The 15,859-nt window shown below is 63.8% G+C and carries 13 protein-coding genes; 8 read left to right on the forward strand and 5 right to left on the reverse strand.

Features of this window, described 5'->3' with window-relative positions:
- The 4 genes from VMW12_00600 to VMW12_00615 form a co-directional block, all read right to left on the reverse strand.
- The coding region (locus tag VMW12_00600; protein HUZ48217.1) for an ABC transporter substrate-binding protein at positions 1-695 on the reverse strand (695 nt) is incomplete at its 3' end.
- Positions 692-1,855 carry an Lrp/AsnC family transcriptional regulator gene (locus VMW12_00605; protein ID HUZ48218.1) on the reverse strand — a complete coding sequence of 388 codons (1,164 nt, stop codon included), beginning with the start codon at positions 1,853-1,855 and terminating at the stop codon, positions 692-694. The genes VMW12_00605 and VMW12_00600, both read right to left, overlap by 4 nt.
- Positions 1,856-1,916: 61 nt before the next feature.
- The gene (locus VMW12_00610) at positions 1,917-3,386 is read right to left on the reverse strand and encodes a TolC family protein (protein HUZ48219.1); all 1,470 of its coding nucleotides are present in this window, start codon (positions 3,384-3,386) and stop codon (positions 1,917-1,919) included.
- Entirely contained in the window at positions 3,383-4,663 is a 1,281-nt protein-coding gene (locus VMW12_00615) for an efflux RND transporter periplasmic adaptor subunit (protein ID HUZ48220.1), read from the reverse strand. The genes VMW12_00610 and VMW12_00615 overlap by 4 nt, the downstream gene beginning before the upstream one ends.
- Before the next feature lie 155 nt (positions 4,664-4,818).
- Here VMW12_00615 and VMW12_00620 point away from each other — a divergent pair, with 155 nt between their 5' ends.
- Positions 4,819-5,214 carry a thioesterase family protein gene (locus tag VMW12_00620; GenBank protein ID HUZ48221.1) on the forward strand — a complete coding sequence of 132 codons (396 nt, stop codon included), beginning with the start codon at positions 4,819-4,821 and terminating at the stop codon, positions 5,212-5,214.
- A gap of 211 nt (positions 5,215-5,425) precedes the next feature.
- Positions 5,426-6,790, forward strand: a complete 1,365-nt coding sequence (locus VMW12_00625; protein HUZ48222.1) for a copper amine oxidase N-terminal domain-containing protein — start codon at positions 5,426-5,428, stop codon at positions 6,788-6,790.
- 83 nt (positions 6,791-6,873) lie between these two features.
- Here the strand turns inward: VMW12_00625 and VMW12_00630 are convergent, their stop codons facing one another.
- Positions 6,874-7,611 carry a hypothetical protein gene (locus VMW12_00630; GenBank protein HUZ48223.1) on the reverse strand — a complete coding sequence of 246 codons (738 nt, stop codon included), beginning with the start codon at positions 7,609-7,611 and terminating at the stop codon, positions 6,874-6,876.
- Between the two features lie 146 nt (positions 7,612-7,757).
- On the opposite strand from VMW12_00630, the gene VMW12_00635 reads away from it, so the two are divergent.
- Genes VMW12_00635 through VMW12_00660 form a run of 6 tightly spaced genes read left to right on the forward strand, consistent with a single transcriptional unit; the run spans position 7,758 to position 15,851 of the window.
- Positions 7,758-9,050, forward strand: coding sequence for a carbon-nitrogen hydrolase family protein (locus tag VMW12_00635; GenBank protein ID HUZ48224.1), 1,293 nt, complete (start codon positions 7,758-7,760; stop codon positions 9,048-9,050).
- A complete protein-coding gene (locus tag VMW12_00640) occupies positions 9,047-9,619 on the forward strand; it encodes a DUF4337 family protein (protein ID HUZ48225.1) in 573 nt (190 codons plus the stop codon). The genes VMW12_00635 and VMW12_00640 overlap by 4 nt, the downstream gene beginning before the upstream one ends.
- A gap of 5 nt (positions 9,620-9,624) precedes the next feature.
- On the forward strand, positions 9,625-10,881 hold the full coding sequence (locus VMW12_00645; GenBank protein ID HUZ48226.1) for a YncE family protein: 1,257 nt from the start codon (positions 9,625-9,627) through the stop codon (positions 10,879-10,881).
- A 16-nt stretch (positions 10,882-10,897) separates the two neighbouring features.
- Entirely contained in the window at positions 10,898-13,021 is a 2,124-nt protein-coding gene (locus tag VMW12_00650; GenBank protein HUZ48227.1) for a phosphodiester glycosidase family protein, read from the forward strand.
- A 54-nt stretch (positions 13,022-13,075) separates the two neighbouring features.
- Positions 13,076-14,527: a TldD/PmbA family protein gene (locus VMW12_00655; GenBank protein ID HUZ48228.1), complete on the forward strand. Its 1,452-nt coding sequence runs from the start codon at positions 13,076-13,078 to the stop codon at positions 14,525-14,527.
- Entirely contained in the window at positions 14,520-15,851 is a 1,332-nt protein-coding gene (locus tag VMW12_00660) for a TldD/PmbA family protein (protein HUZ48229.1), read from the forward strand. The genes VMW12_00655 and VMW12_00660 overlap by 8 nt, the downstream gene beginning before the upstream one ends.
- Positions 15,852-15,859: the final 8 nt, after the last annotated feature.

Consider the following 15,859-nt stretch of genomic DNA (forward strand, 5'->3'; position numbering starts at 1 on the left):
TTCGCTTCGAGCCGAATCTTGGAGCCGCGCTCCCACTCCACCACCTTGAACGGTCCGCTGCCGATCGGCATCGAGTTGAACGACGACGTATTGAACGAGCCTTTGGCGTCGTTGACCTTGGCGAGAATATGCTCGGGAAGAATCGGCGCGTTGCCGTTGACGCCCCAAAGCTGCTCCAAGAACGGCGCATAGAGCTTCTTCATATGGATAACCGCTTCGTACGGATTGACGCAGTCGATGCTCTTGATATCCTTGAAGCCGTCGGTCGTGTTGACGTTGTTGTGGGGATTCATGATGACTTGCCACGTGAACACCAGATCCTTGCACGTGAGCGGCACGCCGTCTTGCCACTTGATATTGTGGCGCAATTTATACTTGAGCGTTAGGCCGTCTTTACTAACGTCGCCGTTAGCGACCGTCGGGACTTCGCTCAACGCGTCCGGGACGGGCTGCCCCTTATCGTTGTAGCGCACCGCGTACGAGAAGATGAACATGGAGAGATCGCCGGTGACCGAGGAAGAGCCGAGTTCGGAGACCAGCGTCTTGGGATCCTGATTCTCGGCAAACCGCAGCACGCCCGGCTGCGTCCACGTATTTGCGCTGGAGGCCCCGCCGCCGGTGGAAACCTTCGCGCACGCGCACAGCGCGGCTACCGCGATCGCACTCGCGAACGCGCTTCGATAGAACGCTCTCATACCGCGCCTCCTTCTTCGCCTGGTTCGGCGAGCATCGTGTTTGGATCGATCCCATGCCGTTCGCAGAACGCCCGGTAGGCACTCGGCGCGATTTCGGACGGCTTGATCTCGCTGCGGCCGCCCCAGAAAACGTTGGTGTACGTGAAGTCGATTCCGGCTTCGCGAAGGTGTTCGTCGATGGCGGCCTTGTTGGCCAACACGCGTTCCTTCTCCATCCCGTGAGCCACGGCCATCACGTTGACGTGGCGAAACTCCGGTCCGCCCTCGCGCCAGTAGGCGTGCGTGATCACGTAATGCCGGCCGACCTCGCGGCCCGCCTCCATCTCGCGACCGGCCGGCACGGCCCAGTGGAACAGCGCGTTGTATCGCGTCACGCGCTCGTTGTTCGCATCGGGCTTGACGTGTTCGAGGAACGTCGAAAAGCGCCCGACGACGCGACGCGCGTTCAAATCACGGCCGACCCGCATAAATTCGTCGAACGCCACGTTCGCTTCGGCGGCGCGCCCGCGCCACACGTCGCGCACGATTTCGTCCGGCGCGAACTCGCGTTTGAGCGCGGTAAGCACCCGCCATTCCAATTCCGAGAGCTCTACGATCGCGGTGTTCATCGGCTCGGCCATCGTCTCGGCCCGGGCGCCCGGCTCGAGCCCGCGACGGCGCACGTGCCCGACACCCAGCGCAAAAACAAACTTGGCCGGCATCAACCTAAAGGCTTCGGCCCCGACTTCGCGCGCGAGAAACTCCGCATGTTTGCGAATGGAGTACCCTTGCGGTACTTTCAGCGTCGTCCAGAGACGATAATTACTCCCCGGCGTCGCGCTATCGGTCGATCGAATGACGACGTGTCCCGAAAACGGGTCGTCGTTGAACATGTACTCGAAGGCCGCGTCGAGCCGATCGGCCGGCACCTGCCACGCGACCAGCGCGCCGCGGGCCAGGTTCGTCGACATGAGCGTTTGGCGTACGCGGCGGATCGTGCCGGCTTGCAGCATCGCGACGACGCGTTCGAGCACCGTTTCAACCGGCACCCCGCTCTGCGAGGCAATCTCCCCGAAGGGATCCTCTTGAAAACCGGCGAGCCGGTCTTCAGAGACGGCCAAAATAGCGGCATTGATCGGGTCCGAGACCGAGGTTGGGACGGTTGGGTGGTCGAGAGGCATATCGCGCTTCATTTCACGCGCAGCGTCCCAACCCCCGGTTCCGGAGGAAGAGGGATGGTCTTTATGGGAGCGTCAGGTCGCCCGTACCCATCGCGTACGTATAGCGCTGCTCCGCCAAACGCTCGTTATAGATGCCGGTAATGTCGTCGCGCTGGGCCGTCGCAAGATTTGCTTCGGCGGTGACGATGTCGGTAATCGTCGCGGCGCCGACTTTGTACTTGGCTTGCGTCGCCTGTTGGTTGACCTGGGCGCTCTGCAATTCGGCTTGCGCCTGGAGCAACGATGCGCGAGCCGAAATGAGGTTCGCCAGCGCGCCGCGCACGTCGGATTCAACGGTCAGGCGCGACCCCAGCAATCCCGCCGTCGCCTGGTCGAGTTGCGATTGCGCTATGGCGACGTTGTAATTGGTCAGCCCTTGATCGAAGATCGGAATCGTGAGCGTGGCGCCCAGGCTCTGCCCCGCGATCAGCTTCGGCGTTGCCGTGGGCAGCAATTCGGAGTAGCCGGTGCTCGCGTTGGCGGTAATCGACGGAAACCGTCCGAGCTTCGCGTAGCGTACGTTCTGCTGCGCCGATTCGACCGTATGTTCGGCCGAGAGGAAGTCCGGTCGCAGCGCCAGCGCCTCATTGAGCGCTTGCGCGTACGTGAGCACCTTCGGGCCGCCGCCGGCGCCGGCGAGCGGTTGCGGGTCGACCAGGGCGTCCGCGTTCAGCCCGAGATCGGTAGCGAACGTGGCTTGCGCGCCGATGGCCGCGCCCTGCGCCGTAATGAGCGCACCGCGGGCCTGTGCCGTTTGAAATTGCGCGGCCGCCAAATCCGACCGGGCGGCGGCGCCGAGCCGGATTTGCTGACGCACGGCGCCCTCTTGCGTTTCGAACTGTCGTACGAGCGATGCGTCCGCGTCGACGGTAGCATTGGCTTGCAGCACGCCGAAGTATGCCTGCGCGACCGTATAGTCGAGCGTCTGTAATTGGCGCACCAGCGTATCGCGCCCGGCGATGTCGCTCTCTTTTGCGGTGCGAATTGCCGCAATCACGCGACCGCCGTCGAAGATCAGTTGTTGAAGCTGCAACTGCCCGTTGATGGTCGTGACGTTACCTCCGATCGAGGTCGTACTGCCGCTGCCGCTCTGGGTTGTCCGCGAACCGCCGTATGAGCGCGTGACGCTAGCGCTACCGCTGATATTCGGGAGTATCGCTTGCTTCTCCGAACTGTATTTTGCGGCGATCGCGCGATACTGCGCGCGCTCGGAAGCGAACGTCGGAGAGCCCATCACCGCTATGGCCACCGCCTGCGCGAGCGAAACGCTCGCGGGAACGTTCGCCGTGGGTTGCTGGCGTGAGATGTCCGGCGCCGGGGTTCCGTACGCGGGGTAGGGCAACGGCGTGGTCGCCACAACGGGCGTCGGCACCGGCGTGGGAGCCTCGACCGGTGCGAGCGATTGCGCGCCTGCGCGCCACGGTGCGAGAACCCAAGCCAACACGAGCGCCAGCGCAGCGATGGAAGAGAACCAGGAACGCAAGTGCTTCATGAGTGCTTCATACCACCTGCGGCTGCCGGCGAACCGGAAGCGTTCGGCGCCGGGGTCGCTCCGTTGACCGCCACCAGACTGCCGTCTTTGAGCGCGTCGGGCCGGGTGGTGATCACCTTGGTTCCCGGTTGCACTTCGGGCGCGATCACTTCAGAGAGCGTGTCGGTCTGAACGCCGATCTTTACCGGCACCTCTTTTGCCTTATTGTCGGGGCCGACGACGTATACGGCGCTGCCGTTCTGGGTCTGCGCGATCGCCTCGCGCGGAACGACGATGGCATTGTTGGCGCGTTGTTTCGGTAAGGTCGCGGTTATCAGCATGCCGCCGCGCAGCCGATTGCCGGCGTTCGGCATTTGTATCCGCGCGAGATACGACAGCGTGCCCTGCGTCGGGACCGCATTAACGGTGCTGATACGTCCATTGAACGAAGCACCGGGTAAGGAACTCGACCGGAACGTCACGGTCGTACCGGGATGCACGTAATTGAGATCCTCATCCGGCACGTTGATATTGATCCACACCGTATCGATGCGCGAGATCGCGAGAACCGGTTGCGAAGGGCTCGCCATCGCACCGGGATCCATCGAGCGGGCCGTAATCACTCCGCTAAACGGTGCGTACAGCGAGGTTTGGGCGATTTCGGTGCGCAGGATTCCGGCCTGCGCCCGCGCCGCTTCGGCCCCGGCAAGCGAGGCTTTCACGCTCTGCGCGCTCACCTGGTCGTTCCGCATGCCGATCTGGGCGTTCTGATAGGCGCTCTGCGCTTGCACGTAATTGGAGCGCGCCGCTTCGAGCGCGGCCTGCGAAACGTAGCCCTGTTTGAAGAGCTGCAAGTTTTGGTTGTACACCAGTTGCGCGTTGGAGAGGGCGGCCTTGGCGGTCGAGAGCGTCGACGTATTCTGCTGCTGCGCCACCGGCAGGCCGATCTGGGCGCCTTGAGCGCTGGCGGCTTGCTGATTTGCGGCGGCTTCCGCTTGCGCTAATTGCGCGCGCAACGTCGAAGCGTCGATGGTTGCCAACAGCTGGCCCGCCGAAACCCGGTCGCCGACGTTGACGTACACGCGCGAGACGGGGCCGCTCTGCTGAAAGGAGAGGGTGGATTGTTCGAGGGGGGCCACTTGTCCGTCGAGGGTGATGTACGTGGCGATGTCGCGCCGCTGAGCCGAAGCTACATCGACATTGAGCGGGGCCGGGCCGTGGTTGGCACTTCCGTGGCCACACCCGGCGAGAGCGACGGCTACGGCCAGAGCGGCAACCGTCAAACGTTGGTACTGCATGATTCTCCTATTATTCGATGCGACGCGATCGATCACATATACGGGCGAGGCGCTCAATTGATTCAACACCTACCGTCGAAACCTGAGAACGGGCTGATCGGCTGCAGGCGTGGATAGCGGGAGCAACTGCGATGAGGGCGTATTGTCCATCAACAATGAGCGCGAAACTCGACATCGGCCGCTCGTATAGCCTTCAAAGCCGGGTAGAAGAGTGGATGACCGCCGCCAAGGCGGGAAACGTGGGCGTCGAAGCGCTCTCCACTTCGATGCTCGTGCAATTGGTGGAGAATGCGGCCATCCACTGCATCGAGCCTGCGCTCGAGCCGGGCGAAGTCACGCTCGGGACGCACGTCGATCTGGAACACCACAAGCCGGTGCCGGTCGGCTTCATCGTCCGCATCGAGGTAGAAATCGTCATGATCGACGGTCCGCGCGTCAGTTTTGCCGTCCAAGTCTTCGACGAGCAGGAGCCGGTGGCAGAGGGGACGCACGAACGTTACGTCATCGAGCGCTCGAAATTTCTGAGCCGTCTCGAAGAAAAGCTCTCATAACCCCCATCCATCGGCCCGTTTCAAGAATTTATTAAGAATTCGCGGCTGATACTGCAGGGGGGGCAATCGTACGTTCCCGAAGAAGGTTCGGAAGGATTGTTATTGGGGTACCCCTGCGCCGCGCCGGTGGGCCGGTCCGCCGCGGGAACTCGGATGCGAAAGCGCCCGACCTAAAGCAAACTTGAGGTCTCATTCTTACTAGGAGGAAACATTGAAGCGACTGAGCACCGGAGTCCTCGCCTTGCTGATGACAGCTGGCCTGGGACTCAATGCGGTCGCCGCCCCGACCTCCGCATCGCATGGCAACATTGGAACCAACGCGATCGCGCAGGCTTCGGGCATGGCCGCCGAGGCTCCGCCGGCGAATTTCGGTTCTCCGCCGTCGGGCCAAATCCCGATTCTTTATAACGACCATCACGTGTACAGCAAGCCCGATACCCTCAAGCAGGGTCGCGTTCTCGCTGCGCTCGTGAAGGGCGGCACCGTGCTGATCCCACTTCGCTCGATGTTCGAGCAAATGGGCGCATCGGTATCGTATGATGCCGGCAGCAAGACCGTTACGGTCAGCAAGCCGGGAGCCGAGGTCAAAGTGACCGTCGGTAAACCAGAAGTCATGATCAACGGCGAATCGCGTCCTCTGGACGTCCCGCCGATGCTCTACAAGGGCAGCGTCCTCGTGCCGATCCGCGTTATTTCGGAAGGCATGGGAGCGTACGTCCAGTGGGTCCCCGACAAGCAACTCGTCGTGGTCCGCTACGTTCCGCCGACCCCGCCGCCAGCTCCGGCCACGCCGGAACCGACGGCCGCGCCGACGGCTCCTCCGACGCCGACCCCGGCGCCGGTAGCGACCCCGTATCAAGAGAAGTTCATCTCCGGCGATTACATTATCTCGCCGAAGGTGTACAACGAGTTCTCTGCCGGGCAGAACAACAACAACAAGGACGGCTTCTCGTATCAACTCGATGGCGCCGCCGAGTTCACGGCTCTTAGCCTGCCGTGGATGCTCGAAGGCAATTATCGTCAGATCAACTACCAGCACGGACAGACGGCCCCAACGACCGCTGCTAATGCCGGCCAGATCTGCGATGGTCTCAATGGTCATGCAACTGGGGGCGACCCGGGTTGCGTCACCGCCATCGGCGGACAGTTCCAGACGTTCGTTCCGGCCTTCACGGTGCGGAACTACGACTTCGACGTGCGCTTGGGCCTCAAGGTCCTCAACCCGCGCGTCTACGTCGGCGTCGGCTACATGTTCCGTGCAAACAACGCCGGCTACCCGCGCCTCACGGCGTTCGGTTTCGGCGCCGAGAAACTGCCTGATCTCGATCAGCCGTTCTCGATCTTCGGCAACCTGTGGTACTACCCGAACCTGAAGGGGAACTTCTCGAACCCCACTCAGAACTACACGTTGTCGTACAACTACATGAAGTATGAGCTTGGTGTAGCCTTCTCGCTCAAGAACAGCCCGCTGTTCTTCGACGCTGGCTTCCTCGGCGATAGCGCCAAGAACAAGCTGAATGCTCCGGCGAACGAATCGGCCAACGGTGCCTTCGTCGGTCTCGGTCTGAAGTTCTAACCGACTTCTCGACCGCAGGTCAAAAAGAAGAAGGCCCCCGGCAAACGCCGGGGGCCTTCTTCTTTTTTTGCGCGACGTCGTTACTACGGCCGTGCGGTTGGTGCCGCGCTTGGGGCTGCGAGGGGTGCCGCGCTCGGCTCCTCGGACGGCAAAGGCGACGGTGTCGTCGGCGGGATGCACGACGGGGTGATGATTTGCACCTTTGGCTCACCGGGTTGGGGGAGCGGCGTCGGCGTCGCAACCGGCGATGCGGCCGGCATCGGTGCGCCCGAAGGCAATGGGGTCGGGCAGACTTGGGCCATCGCAAACCAATGTTCGGTGAAGCCACGCGCTAGATCGGCTTTTTCAAGTTTGCCGAAATACGACGTCGGGTAACGCTTCACCAAAATCTGCATGTACTTCCAGGCTTTCTCCTGCGCCGGTTGCGTGTAGATTTTTTCGTACACCTGGACCGCCATGAAGTAACTGCGCGGCAGCTGCGGATCGTTGGGAAAACGCGAAGCCCATTGGTTCAACGCGTCGTCCGCAAACTTGATCTTGTTCACGATGCCGGAGTCGGTGGTATACGCCCCGGCCTCAATCGCGGCGTCGTGGAACGTATTGTTGATACCGAGATAGCTCAGTTTCATTCGGCCGAAGTATTGGTCGCCTGGCGCGGAGTGCGTGTACTCCTCGCACTGCATGTGCTGCCACTTACTCGGCGACTTGCTACAGGAGTCTTTTACTACGGGCTTTGACGGTGCGCTCGCGGCACCGGCGTGCGCCGTCACTGCCCCGCCGGCGAGTACTGCAGCGCAGAGCGTTAATATCGTGCGTTTCACGTACGGTAAGTCTCCCTCATTTTCCAAGCTTGGGGGGGCTCGCGCGCCCGCCCGGGTTCGCGAGTTCATTCGCCATACAAACGTTTGTCCCGCGTGCGGCGTTGCCCCGGCAAGGCGAGCGCAAGGTAAACGCGAAACGCGAGGCGATGACGCGTTCCATCCGGACGGCCGCTCTCCAGCTGTCGGCCACACCCCGCGAAGCCTTCGCACGAGCGTGGCCGCTCCATCTCGCGGCGATCGAGCACGCCGCGGCGGGCTCCGACCTGCTCGTGCTTCCCGAGGCGACCCTCCCCGGTTACGTGTTGGGAAACGACCGCATCGACGATGCGGCAATCGAGCGAGCGATCGCACAATTGCGCGACGCCGCCAAGCGCCACGGCACGGTGATTGTGGCCGGGGTCGCGCAGCGAGTGAACGAGCAACTGCGCAACCGTGCGCTCGCGATCGAAGCCGATGGGACGATTGCCGGGCATGCCGATAAACTCTTTTTATGGCACTTCGACCGTAAATGGTTCGAAGCTGGCGACACCCTCGAACCGGTGGCCACCTCGCTCGGCCGGCTCGGCATATTAGTGTGCGCGGACGGACGCATGCCGGAAATTGCAAGCACGCTGGTCGATCGCGGAGCGGAGATCCTGGTCATGCCGACGGCGTGGGTCACGAGCGGGCGCGACCCCGAGCATTTGGAGAACGGTCAAGCCGACCTGCTGGTGCGCGTGCGCGCGTATGAAAACGGCGTGCCGTTCGTCGCGGCCAACAAGTGCGGCGTGGAACTCGGCATGGTTGCGTATTGCGGAAAGAGCCAAATCGTCAGCGCGCGGGGCGAGGTCCTCGCGATCGCGGACGAACGTAACCAAACATCTATCACGCACGCGCTGGATATCGGCGGATCGCTGCCCCATCGCGGCGCGGGCCGCCCGCGCGAGCGTGAGGTGAGCACACCCGACCCCGCGCGGAACATTCGGATCGCCATCTCTATGGATGCTCCGGACGAGCGAACGGCGCTACGCCTAGCCACCCTCGACGCGCGCTGCGTCCTAACGCCGCAGGGTTACGAACCCACCCTAGGCTCGGCCGAGATGCCGACGGTGCGCTGCTCCGATCTCGAACCGCTCGACCCCGGCTACCTCGCCGGGTATCGACGGCTCGGGTACCGCGTCGCGGCCTGGGATGTGGTTCGCGCAACGGCATGGATGCAGAGCGTCGCGCGAGCGCGAGCGCTGGAATTACGCATCTACGTGATCGTCTTCGACCGGCAGGCCGACCGCGCGTATGCCGTCGATCCGGATGGCGCGATCGTGGCCGGAACCTTCGGCGATTATCGCATGGCAAGCTTTTCGCTCGATCTGCGGCGAACGATGGAAACCAGCGTCGCACCCGGCACCGATATAGGTGAAGGGCTCGAGCGCGTCCACGCCGCCATTTCCGGAGTTACATGAGTTTCGACGCGCACAAGGCCATAACCGAGGCCGCAGAGCGCCACGAGCACGTTTCAAAGGGCGAACGCTTGGTGCCCCTCGCGGCGGCGATCATTGCCGTGTTGGCCGCACTCGGTACGCTCTTTGCCCACCATCGTTCGATCTCGGCGCTCTCGGTGAAGAACGATTCCATAATCGCACAAGCGCGCTCGCTCGATCTCTACAATTACTATCAAGCGCGCCGGACGCGTTTTACGGTCTATTCGGCGCTTCTGGCGGCCGGCGTGCCGGGCGATCCGGCGGCGCGCAAACGCCTTGAGGTTGCCGCTTCCGTCGAGAGCCGAGCCTCCGCGCAAACGCTTGAGTCCGCCAAGCAGTTCGAGGCAACCTCGGAGCACGAGCAGGACCGTTCCGAAAACATTCTGCAGTCGTTCGAGACGCTTGAAGTAGCGACGACGCTGTTCGAAATCGCGATCGTCTTCGTATCGATCTCGGCGCTTTCGCAAACGCGGCTACTCCTCTACCTCGCCGGCGGCATGACCGCTTTCGGCATCGCATTTTTCGTTACCGGATTGATCCAAGCGCATTGAATCGCATGGAATGGATTCCGATACGGCGCGTTGCCGCGATCGCAACGCTCATCGTATGCGTCGCGAGCGCGCCGGTGGCAACCCATCACGCCCTCGCTACGGCAACGCTCCTGACGAGTTCGACGCCCTACTTACCCGGCAGTCGCATCGGCATCCATACCGACGGCATCAACGCGCCCTACCAAATTCGCATCCTCGGCGACGCCTCGGTCGTGAACGGCGACATCGCGTTCCCCACCGACGCGCCCCCCGGAACCACCACCATCTTTGCGACCAATCCGTACGGATTGGCTTCGCGCCGCCTGCGGGTCACGGCTCCGCCGCCGGTGCGGGCACCGTTCATCGCCGTCGCGTCGTACGATGAGGGCGTCGTCTTGCACCGGCCTACGGCGCCGTTCGCACCTTTTGCCGTGCTCGGAATCGGCGGCGCACCAAGCGACGTCGCCATCGATGCGGACGGGCGTCTTGCAGCCGCGGATACGGATACGGATACGTTGACCGTGGCGACGCTGCAACCATGGGGCGTAACACGCTTTCACGACGTTCCCGTCGGGGACGAGGTGGCATTCGACCCGCATTCGCACGCGTTGTTCGTCACCAACCGCGACGTCGAAGGTAAGGGCGCGCTCACGCGCATCGATGCCTCATCTTCGCCCACCCGCGTGATCACCGGCGATACGGCCGAAGGGCTCGCCATCGATAACGCGCGCCAGCTCGTCTACGTCGCGAACGTCAATTCGGGAACCATCAGCGTCGTGGACGCCGCGACCATGCGCGTCCGCACCACGTTCCACGGCGTCGCCCGCAATTTCTCGCTCGCGCTCTCCGACGATGGAAACCGTCTCTATGCGGTCTCCAATCAGAGTCGCACGTCGATTCTCGGGGCTTCGGGCGGCGTTGTGGCCTACGCGTTAAACGACGGATCCCCGCACCTCGTGGCGCGCAGCGCGGCGCTTGCCTTTCCGGTCGGCGTTGCATACGACCATCGCGACCGGCGCGTTTTCGTCACCGACGAACGCGACGACGTCGTGGACGTCTTGGACGCGCGCACCCTCCGCCCCGTTCACGCGCCGCTGGAGACGTGCAGCACGCCCTGGCTGCCCACGTACGATGCCGCGACCGCTCGGCTCTACGTTCCCTGCTCGCGCAGCGGCGCCGTCGACGTCTTCGACGGGCGCACGCTCGCTCGCGTAGCGGGCGCGCCGTTCGCGACGGGCGGTTACCCGCTCGCCGTGGCGCTATGGCACCCCGACGCTCCCTGATGCGTTGAACCATCCGATGGGCGTTCGCATTCTTTTCGCATTGGCGTTTTTTACCGCTTGTCTGCGGTGGCTCCCCGCGTTTGCCGTCGAGTTGCCGCGGCAACTCGATCCGCCGGCACCCTTTCCCGCAATCCTCAATCAAGTTCCATCGGAGCAGACGATCGCGCCGGGCGTCACCTATGGAACGTACACGCTGCAAACCGCCGTCGGGCCCGAAGCGATACACATCGTTGCAGTCGCTCCCGGGCATAGCGATGTGCGCGTTGGGACGATGCTCGCAAACGATGCGCTGGAGTCATCCGGCGAAAGCGTAGTTTCCATGGCGCAACGCAGCGGCGCCGTTGCTGGCATCAATGGCGACTACTTCGATATCGGCAACTCAAATCGCCCCACCAATATCGTCGTGCAGAACGGGCAACTGTTGCAAACGCCGCGAAAGCGATATGCGTTCTTCATCGCGGGCAACGGTACGCCGACGATCTCGGAAGTCTCGTTCATCGGGCAAATCCAACTCTCCGACAAGACGGTCGGCTTGGACGCGGTCGATACGATGTCGCCGAACGGGGGCGTCACCTTACTCACGCCGCAGTACGGCAACGTCGCGCCATCCGATAGCCTCACGCTCGTCGGGCTCGTGCCGACCAGCGGCACGCCGCCGTTCGCAACGTATCGCGTCACGGGCGTTCTCGACAACCTGCAACAACAGCCGCCCGGATACTATCTGGCGATCGGCATCAACGCCTATGCAACCGTCGGCGTACCAAACGCCGGCGATACGATCGCCGCCAGCGGCGATCTTTCACCGCTGCCGCTCTCGAACATCGCCGCAGCCGTCGGCGGCGGCCCGATGATTCTTCAGAACGGCGCCTGGTTTGCAGACCCGGATGGCCCCAACGGCCCCGGCTACTCTGCCCGTATTCCCTGTAGCGGCGCGGCGATCGCCCCGGATGGGACACTCTTTCTGCTCGAAGTCGACGGACGGCAGCCGCTGGAAAGCGTCGGCATCACGCGGCCCGAGTTTGCGGCCCTCATGCGTTCGCTCGGCGCAACGCAAGGGCTGGCATTCGACGGCGGCGGCTCGTCCGGCATGGCCGTTCGCCTGTTGGGCCAAACCGCTGCAACGGCTCAGGGCTCGCCGTCCGACGGATCCGAACGCCGCGTGGCCGATGGGCTGTTCGTTTATAATACCGACCCGATCGGGCCGCCGGCGCGGATCGTCGCCATCCCGAACGACGTCCGCATGCTCCCCGGCGCAACGCTCGCGCTCCGGCTCGCGGCGATCGACACCCACGATCACACGGTCCCGCCGCCGGCACCGATCGCGGTGGGGATCGAGCCTGCGAACCTTGCGACGTACCGCGACGGGCGCCTTGAAGCGTTGCGGCCGGGCACGGGAACTCTGCAACTGCACAGCGGCGAGCTCGCGACGATCCTGCCCCTCACGATCGACGCGGCGCCGGCGCGCGTCGTCATTTCGCCTCCACAGGCGAATGTTGCGCGCGGAGAACAGCTCCGGCTCGGCGTGGCGGCCTACGACGCGCGCGGGTTTCCGTTAACGATGCCGGCGCAACTCGCGTGGCGCGCGAGTTCGGGCAGCGTCGACGCCGACGGCCTCTTCAAAGCCGGAGCGCACAACGCCGTGGTCGGTTTCGATTTCGCGGGGCGTCGTTACCAAACGACCGTGACGGTCGGCGCGCACGACGTGCCGCTCGATTTCGCAACGCACGCGCGTTTCTTCTCGGTGCCGAGCGGCGGCAGCGGCAGCGTTGTGCGCGATCCCTCGTGCCCGGGATGCGTACAATTAACGTTTGCGCTCGGGGAGAGCGAACGGGCAGCGTACGCGCTCGTCGATCTTCCCCTCCCCCGGCATGTCGTGGGGCTCTCCTTCGACGTGCGCGACGACGGTAGCGGCGCGCTCGTCAAAGTCGCTCTGCGCAATGCGATCGGCGAGCAGATTCTCGTTCCCGCTACGCGGCTCAACCATCCGGGATGGCGAACGGTGCGCGTGCGTTTCCCGGCAAGCGTCGCCGGCACAGCCCGCCTGGTCGCGCTCTATGCCATCGGCGCACCGCCCGGACACCCGTTGGGCGGAAGCATCGTGTTTCGAAACGTCCGCGCCATCGTCGCGGGCTCGCGCTAGGCTGAAGGACCCGCGGGGTAGGAGGCGGGCGAGCGAGCCGACAACACCGGCTCTATGGATTTCGATCGTTTTGCCGCGCGCGCGCTCGATACCGCGAGTAAACGGGGCGCTGCATATGCGGATATTCGGCTCGAATCCGCCCGTACCGAGCGCATCGAAATTCGTAACGGCGTCGTCGTGTCGCTCGCCGACTCCACCAGCACCGGATATGGCATTCGCGCTCTCGTCGACGGCGCGTGGGGCTTCGCCGCCAGCGACGAGTTTGCGGACGCCGGCATCGATGCGACGGCCGCGCGAGCGGTGGCAATCGCACGTGCGAGCGCATCGATCGCGCGCGCGCGCGTCGGAATCGTGCCGCCCGACGCATATCGCGACCGGTTCGCCACACCCTTGCTCCGCGACCCGGCCGGCATTCCGCTCGGCGAACGCGTCGCTCTGCTGCTCGCCGCCGAGAAGGCTCTGCACGTCGGTCCGCAGATAGCGGTCGGCCGAGCGTGGATCGATCTCTGGAGTAGCCGGAAATGTTTCTACAGCACGATCGGCTCGCGCATCGAACAACACATCGTCCAGACCGGCAGCGGCATTCAAGCGATGGCCGTGAGCGACGGCGACGTGCAGACGCGCACGTACCCCGGCGACGTGGGGCTGTATAAATCCGGCGGTTGGGAGATCGTTGAAGAGGCCGCGTTAACCGATCACGCCGAGCGCATCGCCGGCGAAGCCATCGCGCTGCTGAGCGCACCGCAGTGCCCCAGCGGCACCGTCGATATTCTTTTGGGTGGGTCCCAGGTCTCGCTGCAGATGCACGAATCGTGCGGACATCCGGCAGAACTCGATCGCGTCATGGGCTGGGAAGCGAATTTCTCCGGAACCAGCTTTCTGGACATCGATCAACTCGGCCATTTGCGCTACGGATCACCCGAGGTCACGATCGTCGTCGACAATACCCTCCCTCAAGGCATGGCCACCTGCGGCTACGATGACGAAGGTACGCGCTCGGGAAGCTCGGATATCGTGCGCGACGGTTTGCTCGCCGGTTACGAAATGAGCAACGACACGGCTCATGCAATCGGCCGCAGCAGCAATGCCTGCGTGCGTGCCCAAGGGTGGGAGTTCGTCCCGATGATCCGCATGTGCAACCTCAACCTGCTGCCCGGCAACGTTCCTTTCGAACATCTTTTCGACGATATTCGCGACGGCATCTACATGGAGAGCAATCGCTCCTGGTCGATCGACGATCGACGTTTGAATTTTCAGTTCGGCTGCGAAATCGGCTGGGAGATCAAAAACGGAAAGCAAGGACGCATGCTCAAAAATCCCACGTATGCGGGCATGACGCCGCAATTTTGGAATGCGTGCGATGCCGTCGGCGACGAGCGATCCTGGTTCGCATGGGGGACGCCGAACTGCGGCAAAGGCGAGCCCATGCAAACCGGACGCACCACGCAAGCCGCGTCGCCCGCCCGTTTCCGCGGCGTGAGCGTCGGGGTTGGATACCGTGGATAAGCGCGAGCGCGAAGCGATCGCGCGAGCCGTGCTCGCCCGTTCGCGAGCCGACCAAACCGAAGTGATGGTCACGGCGCGCGATAGCGCGCTCACGCGCTTTGCGCGTGGTATCTCCAACCAAAACGTCGCAGCGATCGAGAGAGCGGTTTCCGTGCGGGCCATCGTCGGCGGGCGTACGGGCGTCGCCGCCACCAACGATACGGACGAACCGGCGCTCGATGCCGTCGTCGCGCGCGCGATCGCCCTTGCCACCTTCTCGCCCGCCGATCCCCATACTCCAACGCTTCCGAGCGGCAGGCCCGTCCAAGCGCCCGACGGAAGCTTCGTCGACGCCACCGCACGCGCCGGCGCCGACGAACGCGCGCAAGGTTGCGCCGCCGTCTTCGAGGCGTCGGAGCGCGCGGGCTTCTGGGCCGCAGGCTATGTCTCGAACGGCGTGAGCGGCATTACGATCGCCAACTCATCCGGAGCGCTGGCATCGTACGACGGCACCAATGCGGCCGCCAACGTCAAGATGACCGGCCCGGACTCCACCGGATTTGCGGAATCCTACCACGCCGACGTGCGCCGGATCGACGCGGCGGCGCTAGGCCGTCGCGCCGTAGAGAAGGCGCGCGCGAGCGCCGCCCCGCGCAGCGTCGAGCCCGGGCCGTGGACGGTCATCTTGGAGCCCGCCGCGATCGGCGAATTGCTGGCCTACGTTACATCCCATTTCTCGGCCCAATCCTACGACGAAGGTTCGTCATTTTTCGCCGGCCGTCTCGGCGAGCAACTCCTCGGGCCCAACGTCACCATCAGCGACGATTACGCGCATCCGCTCGCGCCTTCGATGCCGTTCGATTACGAAGCCCAGCCGAAGCAGCGAGTAACGCTGGTGGAACGCGGTATCGTGCGTTCGCTCGTCACCGACAGCTACTACAGCAAGAAGCTCGGGCTGCCGAACACCGGCCACGCGCTCCCGGCTCCTAACGCTTGGGGCCCGCAAGCACTCAATATCGTTGTCGCCAACGGCGATGCGACGGCGGACGAGCTGATCGCCACGACCAAACGCGGCCTGCTCGTCACCCGCTTCTGGTATATCCGCACCGTCGATCACAAGCAGGCTATCGTCACGGGAATGACGCGCGACGGAACGTTCCTGATCGAAGACGGCGCGATCGCCGGCGGCGTCCGCAACATGCGTTTCAACCAAAGCATCGTCGAGGCGTTACGTTCGATCGTCTTCGCAAACGACGCGACGCGAACCGGCGGCTATTCGTATTCGCTCGTCACACCGACGGTGAAAATCGAGAACTTCACCTTCACCAGCGGCACCGACTTCTAAGCTGCCGA

It is taken from the genome of Candidatus Dormiibacterota bacterium (assembly GCA_035532835.1).
Classification (GTDB): Bacteria; Vulcanimicrobiota; Vulcanimicrobiia; order Vulcanimicrobiales; family Vulcanimicrobiaceae; genus DAHUXY01.

Bases quoted from the DNA above. Each gene is read 5' to 3' on its own strand.
- VMW12_00640 (HUZ48225.1), top strand. From the start codon at position 9,047: ATGAGTTTCGACGCGCACAAGGCCATAACCGAGGCCGCAGAGCGCCAC.
- VMW12_00650 (HUZ48227.1), top strand. From the start codon at position 10,898: ATGGGCGTTCGCATTCTTTTCGCATTGGCGTTTTTTACCGCTTGTCTG.
- VMW12_00605 (HUZ48218.1), bottom strand. From the start codon at position 1,855: ATGCCTCTCGACCACCCAACCGTCCCAACCTCGGTCTCGGACCCGATC.
- VMW12_00610 (HUZ48219.1), bottom strand. From the start codon at position 3,386: ATGAAGCACTTGCGTTCCTGGTTCTCTTCCATCGCTGCGCTGGCGCTC.
- VMW12_00645 (HUZ48226.1), top strand. From the start codon at position 9,625: ATGGAATGGATTCCGATACGGCGCGTTGCCGCGATCGCAACGCTCATC.
- VMW12_00655 (HUZ48228.1), top strand. From the start codon at position 13,076: ATGGATTTCGATCGTTTTGCCGCGCGCGCGCTCGATACCGCGAGTAAA.
- VMW12_00620 (HUZ48221.1), top strand. From the start codon at position 4,819: ATGAGCGCGAAACTCGACATCGGCCGCTCGTATAGCCTTCAAAGCCGG.
- VMW12_00615 (HUZ48220.1), bottom strand. From the start codon at position 4,663: ATGCAGTACCAACGTTTGACGGTTGCCGCTCTGGCCGTAGCCGTCGCT.
- VMW12_00635 (HUZ48224.1), top strand. From the start codon at position 7,758: ATGACGCGTTCCATCCGGACGGCCGCTCTCCAGCTGTCGGCCACACCC.